This window comes from Acidobacteriota bacterium (assembly GCA_040752675.1).
Lineage (GTDB): Bacteria > Acidobacteriota > Polarisedimenticolia > JBFMGF01 > JBFMGF01 > JBFMGF01.
This window is the reverse complement of the sequence record JBFMGF010000099.1, coordinates 1-11,053: the sequence shown is the minus strand read 5'-3', so window position 1 is coordinate 11,053 and position 11,053 is coordinate 1. Positions and strand designations below refer to the sequence as shown.

Annotated in this window: 8 protein-coding genes and 1 pseudogene; 6 read left to right on the top strand and 3 right to left on the bottom strand. The window is 48.3% G+C overall.

From position 1 onward, the window contains the following. Positions 1-534 precede the first annotated feature (534 nt). From AB1756_08945 to AB1756_08930, 4 genes and pseudogenes are all read left to right on the top strand, one after another. Positions 535-942 (top strand): annotated as a pseudogene (locus tag AB1756_08945) (AAA family ATPase). 102 nt (positions 943-1,044) lie between these two features. Further along, entirely contained in the window at positions 1,045-1,821 is a 777-nt protein-coding gene (locus tag AB1756_08940) for a DUF4143 domain-containing protein (GenBank protein ID MEW5807455.1), read from the top strand. A 345-nt stretch (positions 1,822-2,166) separates the two neighbouring features. Further along, positions 2,167-2,772 (top strand): hypothetical protein, encoded by a 606-nt coding sequence (locus tag AB1756_08935; GenBank protein ID MEW5807454.1) that lies wholly within the window; start codon positions 2,167-2,169, stop codon positions 2,770-2,772. A gap of 220 nt (positions 2,773-2,992) precedes the next feature. Then, entirely contained in the window at positions 2,993-4,162 is a 1,170-nt protein-coding gene (locus AB1756_08930; protein ID MEW5807453.1) for an AAA family ATPase, read from the top strand. A gap of 105 nt (positions 4,163-4,267) precedes the next feature. Here the strand turns inward: AB1756_08930 and AB1756_08925 are convergent, their stop codons facing one another. Both AB1756_08925 and AB1756_08920 read right to left on the bottom strand, forming a co-directional pair. Next, positions 4,268-5,122, bottom strand: coding sequence for a helicase-related protein (locus tag AB1756_08925; GenBank protein MEW5807452.1), 855 nt, complete (start codon positions 5,120-5,122; stop codon positions 4,268-4,270). Next, positions 5,109-5,405: a hypothetical protein gene (locus AB1756_08920; protein MEW5807451.1), complete on the bottom strand. Its 297-nt coding sequence runs from the start codon at positions 5,403-5,405 to the stop codon at positions 5,109-5,111. The genes AB1756_08925 and AB1756_08920 overlap by 14 nt, the downstream gene beginning before the upstream one ends. A gap of 130 nt (positions 5,406-5,535) precedes the next feature. Between AB1756_08920 and AB1756_08915 the strand changes: the two genes are divergently transcribed. Beyond that, complete coding sequence (locus AB1756_08915) at positions 5,536-7,227, top strand: hypothetical protein (GenBank protein MEW5807450.1); 1,692 nt, start codon at positions 5,536-5,538, stop codon at positions 7,225-7,227. Between the two features lie 69 nt (positions 7,228-7,296). Next, positions 7,297-9,747 carry a M14 family zinc carboxypeptidase gene (locus AB1756_08910; GenBank protein MEW5807449.1) on the top strand — a complete coding sequence of 817 codons (2,451 nt, stop codon included), beginning with the start codon at positions 7,297-7,299 and terminating at the stop codon, positions 9,745-9,747. A gap of 7 nt (positions 9,748-9,754) precedes the next feature. Here AB1756_08910 and AB1756_08905 read toward each other — a convergent pair whose 3' ends face one another. Continuing rightward, complete coding sequence (locus AB1756_08905; GenBank protein MEW5807448.1) at positions 9,755-10,810, bottom strand: mechanosensitive ion channel family protein; 1,056 nt, start codon at positions 10,808-10,810, stop codon at positions 9,755-9,757. Positions 10,811-11,053: the final 243 nt, after the last annotated feature.

The following is an 11,053-nucleotide window of genomic DNA, read 5'->3' as shown; positions in this document are numbered from 1 at the left end:
GCCTTTTCCTTGCTTGTAAAGTTGTATTGCTTGACAGCGTTTCTCATAATCGCTTTGAATCTTCATCGCCATTTTCTCCTTCCAAAAAGTTTTGGAAGAAGTTTAGGCGATGTTGATTTTAGTCTACGATGTTATTAGTTTTTTTAGTCCACGATGTTATTGGTGCAACCCATTAGTTCTTATATTCTATCGATAGTGCTTGGATTTATATCAGGCAAACTGAACATGATTTCTTTTAGAAAATTTTTAGAATTTTCCAGAAAATTAGCTGATCCACTTACATTGAAATTAAAAAAAGATGGCATGAAAATCTTATTGAGAACATTAACAAGAAAAAATGGAAAAAAATATTCTTAACGATATTTTTTGCCAACCTAATATTAGGTGCATTCACTTCAAGAACATTATATGGGTTGATATTTTTGGTCCTTCTCCAAACTAGTGGGCAACTAAATGCTCATAAAAAAGAATTCTTGACTGTCGAAAACATCCCTGCTATTTTTGATATAGAATTAATTTTAGCAGGGTTATTTCATGTACATAAAAAGAGATTTAGAGCCCATCATACAAAAATACCTCCCGGTTCCCGAAATCATAGCGATCATAGGAGCGCGACAGGTTGGGAAGACAACTCTCCTCAAGCACATCCAGGCAAAGATGAAAAGCTCGGTTTTTCTTACACTTGAAGATATTGAATTGAGAGCTCTATTTGACAGGGACATCAAAGCGTTTATTGAACTCTATATCAAACCTTTCAAATATATCTTCATTGATGAATTCCAGCATGCGCGGAATGGCGGTCAATCATTAAAATTCATTTATGACACCGTGAAAGATCGCAAGATCCTTATCTCTGGCTCCTCAATCCTTGATCTAACGGTAGCAACCGTGAAACATCTTGTAGGACGGATTTTCCCCTTTACGCTGTATCCGCTCAACTTTCAGGAGTTCTTAAGCTATCGAGATCCGCATCTTTATCAGCTTTATCTGAAATCAGGACGGCATAAGCAGCTGGAGAAAGTGCTCCTCGAAAAATTCAACCTCATGCTGAAAGAATTCATCGTTTACGGCGGTTATCCTCGTGTTGTACTTGCTCACAATGATGCGGAGAAACAGGAAGTTTTGAAAAATATTTTCAATATATACCTTTTACGGGATGTTAGAGACATGGTTGGATTCATGGATGATTACAAAATGCTGAATCTTATCAAAGCGCTCTCCTTGCAAACGGGAAATGTGATTTCGTATGAAGAGCTATCGACCCTCGCTCAACAGAAAACGCCTGAACTGAAAAAACATCTTAACATGCTGGAAAAGACTTACATCGTTCATCTTCTGAAGCCGTACTTTACAAATAAAAGAACGGAACTTGTGAAGAACCCAAAGATCTATTTCTACGATACAGGACTGAGGAATGCCGTGATAGGCGATTTCAAAAAGATGGACTCACGACTGGATAAGGAAGCCCTCTATGAAAATTTTGTATTCTCGGAATTGATGAAACGATCCTTTACTTTGAAATACTGGCGAACGAAATCAAAGGCGGAAGTTGATTTTATAGTTAATGAGAAGATTCCCGTGGAAGTAAAATCAGTATTATCAAAACCTATGATTGGCAAATCAATCTTTAGCTTTATAACCAAGTACCATGTTGAAAAAGCCTTTATCTTCAATGAAAACCTTTTCGGATTGCAGAAGGTGAATGGAACCGCAATTCGATTCTTGTATCACTTCTCAGAACTCCCAATAAAACTCTATAAAAGAGTTGGCCATCACATTCTCATCTCATTCTTACCCTTCCCTGGAGAAAGGGGAAAATGAAGAAGTGAATGGAGCAAGTCTCATGAATCTCGATAAGCAGGCAGCCCTGTTCGGCCACTCCAGCACCTCTCCGCATGATCAGGCTGCTCGTTTGAATCAAAACATAACACGATTGAGCACGTCGGCCAATATCCTGTTCCCGCCTTCTCTCTCTTTCTCCTTCCGTTCACGTAGAAGTCGATGTAGAAGAATGTCATGCCGTCCCTCTTGCGGGTTCTGGCCGTGACTGCCATTGACAACTTCTCTTGATCCACTATTCTAGTTGCCTAATTTTTTAATTATGAAACTTGGCAACTTTAATATATAGGGGTTGAATGAAAAAACAACTCTAGAAGGAGGACAGAAATGAGAACATTAGTGTTTCTTGTCATTACCGTTATCCTATCAGCAGGATCGATACAGAATGCATTCTCGTATCCACCTGCTGTAGGTATTTTAGGGAAAGCAAAATCATGCATGAGCTGCCATGTAAATAACGGTCCATGGAGCGATAAAGAGAAAACCATCATCGATGTTCTTGATAAAGAGACGATGAAATCTCTCCGTCAATCGGACGGATCGTTTCTGATTGAAGTAAGGCGAGGGCAGCAGAAAACTCTTCTAACAGTAATCGGTCGGACAAAAGGCGACGACGCTCCTTCTCCATACCGAAACGCATGGCTTTATGTTGACCCAACAAGGATTGAGTCAAACTCCCTCTCTAAGTTTGCACCCGGTTGGGCAGTCAATCTCCAAATGTCATGCCGTGTGGTTGGTGATAAGGTAACAGGATTTGAAGAGGCAAAGATTACCGTTCTCCCAATGACAATTCAACCTCTTGATGATGCCAAGGATGCTGAACTGCAACTGCAGGTGATGCTGACGAAGGGTGAATCCATCAAAGGCAATGCAAAAGAAGGCATGCTTGGAAACTATTTTGAACGCAAGGTTGCTCTCAAAGTGTATGAATAGTTTTTGCAATGACAGCACCCCTTTTTATAAAGATGCTGAAATCGCAGACAACATCATAACTGCCAGTCCTAAAAGAAGATTAGCTTTGACAGGATTCACTGAAAAATTTGTGAACTTTGAAATAAAGCTATCACGCCGACAATACTGGTATTCTATTACTTTTATTAGCAGGAAAAGATTCTATTGACACATATTTCGTCATTTGTCATAATATTTGACGATGAATCCGTCAACGAGATATAAAGAGGGCGACAGACCATATATACAAAGGATTCTGAACCTTCCTGATTTAATAGAGAAAAAATCCCATTTCTTGTTTGGACCACGCCAGACTGGAAAAACCTCTTTAATTCAGAATACGATGAAAGGCGTGAAAGTTTACGACCTCCTCGATACTTCTATATACCTGGCTCTGAGTCAGAATCCAGGACGGATTGAACAGGAACTCACAGTGCATGATCGTATTGTGGTTATTGACGAAATCCAGCGTCTTCCAGACCTCTTGAACGAAGTTCATCGCCTCATCGAGTCGCACGGCGTTCGATTCCTGCTTACCGGCTCAAGCGCACGCAAGCTCCGCCGCGGCGGTATCAATCTTTTAGGGGGACGAGCGAGAACAAAATATCTCCACCCATTTACGCAAAGAGAACTAGGCGAGAAGTTTGATTTGAACAGGGCTATAGAACGAGGGTTGCTCCCGTCGATATACTTTTCTGATGATCCAAAAGCTGACCTTCAGGCTTATGCTGGATCATATCTTCAGGAAGAAATTGTGGCGGAGGGAGTAACTAGAAACTTGCCGGCATTCAGCCGCTTTCTCAAAGTTGCCTCTTTCTGCAACGGAAAGATCGTGAACTTTAGCAATATTTCCAATGACGCACAGGTGGCGAGAACGACAGTATACGAGTACTTTGAGATTCTGAAAGATACATTGATCCTGCATGAACTTCCAGCATGGAGGAAATCAAAAAAAAGAAAACCTTTAGCTTCATCAAAATATTACTTTTTTGACGTCGGCGTCGTTTCCACTCTTCAGGGAAGGAATTTTCGCCCTGGCACTCCGGAATTTGGAGAAGCTTTCGAAACGTACCTCATGCATGAACTGAGCTGCCATACTGATTATGCCTCCGGAGAGAGTTTAGGCTACTGGAAATCTACATCTGGCTTTGAAGTTGATTTCATTATCGGGGATCATACAGCAGTGGAGGTAAAAGCAAAGGAGAATGTATCACTTTCAGATTTAAAACCATTGCGCGCGATTGCGGAAGAGAAAAAATTGAAGCGCTACCTTTGTGTCAGCCTCGAACCGAGGAGAAGAAGAATCGAAAATCTAAACGTGCTTCCCTGCAAAGACTTCCTAGAATCTTTATGGGATGGCGAGTATTCCTAAGGAATAATAAATGATGATTCAGGCCTCTTCATTCTGAATCTTTTGAAAGCTCCAGAATGACATCCTCTATATGACGCCTTATATACATGCGACTGTTTTGCACTGCTATTGAAAATTAGTCAAGGAATTATGAAATAGGATCCGCTGATGTGTTCGACGGTTCGTTTTCCCGATATGAAGAAGATAAATGTTTCCCGAGTGGCTGCGATTCTTTCCGCTTCTACCAACTGCAGTTGCCAGATTTCCAAGACTCTTCAGAAATGAAACGGCCGACACGAAAAGAGGCTGCAAAGGAGAAATGGGTGCGGGTTCAGGCGCTTCCTGCCTCTCCAGCTCTTCTTCCACAACTTCCATCTCTTCTGATGAGGGAATCACCGGAGGGGGCGGATCATGGGCAGTCTCCGGAATAGCCTGGGTTGTTTCTTCGACCATCCTCATGAACCTGTTCAGACGGGTTTCGCCCACGAAGACACTGTCTTCATTACCATCAAGCACTCCTGCAAAGAGCGAGCGCTTGAAGTCCAGGATGGAGAGCATGCCATGTTCGATGGTTCCTTCGGAGACGAAGTTAACCACTCTCACAGGCCGGTGCTGGCCGATGCGGTGCACACGCCCGATGCGCTGATCCAGAACGGCTGGATTCCAGGGAAGGTCCATGTTTATGACGACGGATGCACGCTGGAGGTTTAGCCCAACGCCACCGGCTTCGGTGGACAGAAAGATGCGCATATTCTGGAGTGCAAGCGTCAGCCTCCGCTGGTCGGCTCCCGAAAGAAACTTGTATCTTCGCCATTTCTGAACAATACGCGCTACAATCTGCCTGTTGTCTTCGTGGTATATCCACTGCTCCTTCGTCATTGGAACGAAAAAGGTTTTATCCATCCTTTCAGGAAGCTGCAGAAGAACCTCTTCTTTCTTCCGAGTTGCCGCGATGGCCTGGACAGGCTTACCCAATCCCATTTCGTCGGCAATGATAGCCCTGCCGGCGGATTGCCACGCGATAGGTGCGCTCTGTTGCTGGATTTGTGATGAGGAATTCCGAGAAGACCTGATGGTTGCCAATATTTTTGATCTTGAAGTTCTGCACTATCGCATATTGCCGTCGAAGCTCAACCTGCCATTGTTCCAATGTCATGCCAGGGGGCTTGCGAGCAGGCGTAATTTTTTTCTCTGCAAGATGGATGGGATTTCCGGGTTTTCGACCCGTAGCCTTCTTCGTGTCGAGCTTTATTCTTCTGCCCATGACTTCCATATCTCGTACTGATTTCCAGGATATTGAAGCGCAAGATTATTAGAAAAACAGAGGGAATTCCACTATGAAGTGAGGATAATTTGCTTTAGAATAGAGCCTGCTGTGAAGAGGTTTATCCGTTGTGGTCGGCAAGGCTTCTTTGCTATTGAGGCAAATCGAGCAGTGCAAGGATGAATACAGTCACGATGCGGCGTCGCGCAAGCTCGACCTGCTGCAGGGTCTCGAAAGGAAGCAGCTTTCACGCGCCCGGGAAGTTTACCGCCTGCACGAGGTCCTCTGCTTCCTGCGCGCCTATCCGGATAACGAGGAGATCCTTACATCAGTCGAAAGGATGCTTCGCGGTTTCGCTCATCGCAGGGACCTGCACATTCATTGCAAAGAGCTGACCAACAGTGGCATCTCCGGGACGGAGATCAAATTTCGCTTCTACTTCTTTACCTCCTGCTGGCTGGCACGACGATGGCCCGATAAGATTTCGATCGACTGGGGAGCCTTTCGAAAGAAGGGCAAGCTGGAGGACTTCCTTCACCTTCTATTGCCATACTCAGAAACGCCTGCTATTGATGAATTGAGCATGTCTCCTCGCGAGTGGATCAGCGAGCTGAAGGGTCCGGCGGAAACCGATGCCTCTTTCATTATCAAGCGTTTTGAGGCTGCTGCCGCCAGCTCATTCGAACGCGAAACGTTATACGAGAGCTTCGACATTCCTATCAAAATTTATCCAGGCGCTGGAACTCCAAGCCGCACTCTCGCACGGCATCCAGCAAGTCCTGTAGTTTTCCAAACGCGACCCTTTCAGATTAAGCGGCCATCATTGCTCCGTGAAGTTCGCAGAAATCCCGTTTCCGTGCGGCCCCTGCCGCCGCGTGATGGATGCAAGCTGATCGATCTTGCCCGGGAGGCAATGGTGACCCGCAGCCGCGATCTCGACGTCTTCGAACATGCCAGTGATGAAGACGTCCGCCTCGTCGATTTCGGTCAAGGGCTTCAATTCGCCTGCATCGGCGTCATCCCGGAGCGGCGATTGATGCTCGAAGCGGTCTATGGCTTCCTCACCCTGAAAAACGGAATACCAATCGGTTACGTACTCAGCAGCGCTCTCTTCCGGTCTGCAGAGGTTGCCTTCAACATGTTCGAGACCTACCGCGCCGCAGAGTCGGCCTTCATCTACAGCCGCGTTCTTGCCATGGTTCGACACCTGTTTGGATGTGAAACTTTCACGATCCCCCCGATCCAGCTCGGCTACGAAAATCCAGAGGGCTTGAAATCTGGCGCCTGGTGGTTCTATTACAAGCTTGGCTTTCGCCCGCATGATCGTGGCGTTCGTTCAATTGTCAGGGCGGAACTCGAGCAGATGAAGATGAACCCACATCATCGCTCTACCATCCCCACTCTCGAAAAGCTCGCCTCGGAGAATCTGTTCATGTACCTGGACCGGCCCCGTGAGGACGTTCTGGGAAAGATATCACTCGGGGATATCGGCTTGGAGATCTCACACACGCTGAGCAGCCGCTTCGGGGCCAACCGTGAAGAAGGAATCAAGGTCTGCTCGGATGAAGCGGCCAGGCTGCTCGGGCTGCGATCCTTTCGAGGCTTCTCTGCCGGCAAGCGACTGACATGGGAGCGCTGGAGCCCCCTTATCGTGTCGCTCGATGGGGTGCAAGGCTGGTCTCCTGCAGAAAAGCGAGCTCTGGTACAGGTTGTTCGAGCGAAAGGGGGACAGCGTGAATCCCGATTTGTCACTCTCTTCGACCGCCACCACCGCCTGCGCCAGGCCATCCTCAAACTCTCAAAGAAGCAACAGCCATGCTGAAAAACCATATTGACGGGAGAGGGATCTCACGGTATTTTTAAAATGGCAACGGCAATCAGGGAGTGAAGCTTGACCAGCCGGAACGAGAAAGAATCATTCAGATTATACATCTGGCCTTTCACGCTCGTTGTCGTAGCTGTTTTAATAATCGCTTCCGCGTCTCCTGTGAATGCCGCAGGGAAGGGGGAGCCTGGCCCGATTTATCCTGTCGAAATTACCATCCATAACAGGATTGCGGATCTGAAGATGCTTACTGAAATGGGTATCGACATCGATGCCGTTTTCTATAATCGCGTCCGCGCTTACGTGATCGCCGAAGAGGAAGAGAAGTTGAAGCTGCTCGGTTACAGCGTCACGCCTATTCCCGACGAGGCAAAGATCGCGGCGGAGCGCGAGGCTGCTTCGGCCGCTCCGGGTGCCAAACCGCCCCAGCCTCCTTCCTACCACACCTATGCAACCCTCACGGAGGAGCTTCACCAGATTGCCCAGGACCATCCAGGCATCACCAGGTTGTACAGCATCGGCAAGTCTGTCCAGAACCGGGATCTCTGGATGATGAAGATAACGAAGAACCCTGATCTCGAGGAGGACGAGCCCGAAGTCCGTTACATCGCAGCCATGCACGGGGACGAGGTCGTCGGCAAGGAGAACTGCATCAACTTCATCAACCTCCTGACGGACAATTATGGAACAGACCCGCGGATCACGAATATCGTCGACACCATGGAGGTCTGGGTCCTCCCCTCCATGAATCCCGACGGCACCGAGATGCACATGCGATACAATGCCAACTATGTGGATCTGAACCGCGATTTTCCCGACCAGTTCGAGGACCCGGTGGATTCGACGGAAGGGAGGCAGCCTGAAACGGCAGCAGTGATGAATTGGGGATACGCTCATTCCACACTCCTCTCCGCGAACTTCCACGGAGGAGCCGTCGTCGCCAATTATCCGTACGATGGAACTGCAAGCCATGCCTCGGTGTACAACCCGACGGATGACGACCCGTTCTTCGTCTCCATCTCCCGCACTTACGCCGACAACAACCCCTCGATGGTCACGAGCAACTCTGATCCTGCATTTAACAACGGGATCTGCAACGGGGCGGACTGGTACGTCATATACGGTGGGTTGCAGGACTGGAACTACGTCTGGCATGGTGGTCACGAGATCACCGTAGAGGTCACGCAGAACAAGTGGCCCCCTGCCGATGAGCTCCCCGCACACTGGAACGACAATAAAGAGTCGATGCTTGCTTACATCGAGAGAGCCCATGAAGGTATCCGCGGTATCGTCACCGATTCTCAGACCGGAATCCCTCTTGCCGCAACTGTACGCGTGCAGGGGGTCGATCACGACGTTTACGCCGATCCTGATGTCGGCGATTATCACCGATTGCTTTCCCCGGGAAAATATTCTCTCGAGTTCTCCGCAACGGGATACATCTCGAAGATAGTGAACGATATTCAGGTGGTCGAAGGCGGACCTGCAACTCGCTGCGGTGTCGCTCTGGAGCCGCTCGATGTCGATCTCCAGCACATCGGGAACAGGGTTCTCGATACCGGTGAAGGGAATGGGAACGGCTTCCTCGACCCTGGCGAATCAGCAGATCTTGCCGTGACGCTCCGCAATCTTGGCATGACTGCAACTTCTGTTTCTGGAGAGCTTGAACCGACCGGATGGCATGCAACGGTGACTCGCACCGATGCTTCTTATCCCGATCTTGCCCCTGGCGAGTCGGGAGAATCGCTTTCTCCTCACTATGGCATCTCCTTGTCGCCCGACGTTTCTGATGGACACAAGGTCGGCTTTGCCGTTCGATGGCAATCCACCGAGGGACGAGGCACGACAGAGCCATTCTTCATTCCCGGCGGTACCCCTGCATGCACGACTATCGCTTCATCAGACATTCCGAAAGCGATCCAGGACAGGCAGACGGCAACGAGTCTTATTGATTTCGGTCCAGACCGCGAGATCTCAGAGGTCAACGTCTATGTTGATGTAACGCATACCTACATCAGTGATCTCACGGTGATGCTCTTATCGCCGGATGGCACTCCCGTTGTCCTGCACGACCGTTCTGGAGGCTCTTCCGATAACATAGTCGGCTGGTATGACAGCGAACTTTCTTCCTTTGAGCCGCTCTCCCGGATGAATGGAGAACACTCCACCGGGACCTGGATGCTCAAGGTGAATGATGGCGTTCCGTACAACACCGGGACGCTGAACGGATGGTCTATAGAGATCTGTGGCCGGCCATTCGAGACATCCACGCCGGAAATGCGATTCAGCAGGATCTGGAAAGAGCCGGGGAAGACTGTCTTGACCTGGTGGCCATATCCAGACCTGACTTCCTACAAGGTTTACCGTTCGACTACCCTTGTTCCACGCGACCAGTTCATCGACGTGACATCTGAAGACTCGGACCCAACCGACACTCGTTTCGATGATTCGTCAACTGCTTCTTCAGTCTACTGGCTCGTCACGGGAGTGGGTCCGAACGGAGAAGGCCCAAGATAACTGGATTCTAATTTTCATCGGCTTCTGCGCTTTGCGCCATATGGATGGTGCGGATGGGAAAGGGAATAACGATCCCTTCCTGCCTGTATCGTTCATGCAGTCTCTTGATGAACTCGTGGATGACGAAATACTGGCTGGCGTAATCCCTGGCCCTGAGAACGACGTTGAAGTTGATGCTGGAATCGGAGAAGGTGTGGAATCGGACGGCGGGTTCGAAACCCGGAACACCCCCCTCGACAGTGCTCATCACTTCTCTCGCGACATCAAGAGTCACCTTTTCCACCTTCTCAAGGTCGCTTCCATAACTTACGCCTATCTTGAGGCTGACTCCAATTTCGGCTTCGGGGAGATCGAAATTGGTGACGATAGCGGAAGAGAGTTTGGAATTCGGGACGATAATGAAGTTGTTCGGGAAAGATTTGATGGTCGTGTTCCTCCAGGTGATGTCCGTTATGAAACCTTCCTCTCCAGATTCCAGTCTGACGTAATCACCGGGCTTCATCTTGCCTGCGGCGATGATGTGAATGCCAGCGAAGAGATTGGACAGTGTGTCCTGTAGGGCCAGGGCAACTGCCAGGCCGCCAACACCCAGAGCCGTGATGATTGGCGTGATTGAGATCCCCAGCGTCTGGAGGATGACCAGAAACCCGATGACAAAGATCACAGCCTTCGTGATGTTCATGAAAATCGTAGTTGATGGAAAAGCCCCCTTCGATCTATCGGCGTACATCTGGACGAAACCGGCCGCTATCTTCGCCGTAACCAGTGTGATGGAAAAGATCAAAACGACGAGCAGGAATTTCTGCAGGATTGTCAGCATGTACATCGGCATGGGAATATAGGGAAGGGCCACGTGCAATCCTGCGATGAAGAACCATACGATGATGATGAACCCTCTCAACGACTGGATGGCTATTTCATCCCCCTTCCATTTCGTCCTCTCCGCAAGTCTTGCGAGTTTGGAAAGGATGATCGTCTGGAAGAGAATCCCGATGAGAAGAGCCCCGGAAACAATCCCGATCGGCAGCGCTACGGATATGGCCACAGTGATTTCCTTCTCCATAAAATTCCCTCCTTGAAATATCCTCATCAAGACAAATGGTTGTCTAACTCCGCAAGGGCTTTATTAACCTTTTTAAATTAGCATATTTTACTCTCTGGATGGAAAAGATTTTTAAAAAAGATGTTAACAGCATGTTCTGGCATTCTATAATACCGACGCCTCCATCGAAATCATCTGAAACGAGATAACTATTAGAAAACAAAGACAAAAAGAGCCTTTTAAAAGGAATGAAATTTCTCATTG